1 rRNA gene is annotated in these 347 nt (G+C 50.1%); it reads left to right on the plus strand.

Annotated elements, in window-relative coordinates:
* Positions 1–250: 250 nt before the first annotated feature.
* Positions 251–347 (plus strand): 23S ribosomal RNA (locus DNI29_RS23840); the annotation flags it as partial.

The following is a 347-nucleotide window of genomic DNA, read 5'->3' on the forward strand; positions in this document are numbered from 1 at the left end:
CGGCTGGATCACCTCCTTTCTGGAGCTCGTTCCGACTCGCCTTGACGCACAAGAGCTGCCGAGGCTCTTCGTTTCGCCCGCTTGAAATACTACCCCTTGTTGTCTTTTTCATCATTCTCTTGATCATCCAATTGGGATGGTACACGTTCTTTGACATAGAGGAAAACAGAGTAAGAAAAAGAAAGCGTGATTACCTAGTTGTAATCACCCTGAGCTCGACTGCTCTTCTGCAAGGAAGAGTTAGTCACTACGAGAAGTAGATAAGGGCACACGGGGGATGCCTAGGCTCTCAGAGGCGAAGAAGGACGTGATAAGCTGCGATAAGCAGTGGGGAGGGGCACATACCC

It is taken from the genome of Hymenobacter sediminis (assembly GCF_003231285.1).
Classification (GTDB): Bacteria; Bacteroidota; Bacteroidia; order Cytophagales; family Hymenobacteraceae; genus Hymenobacter; species Hymenobacter sediminis.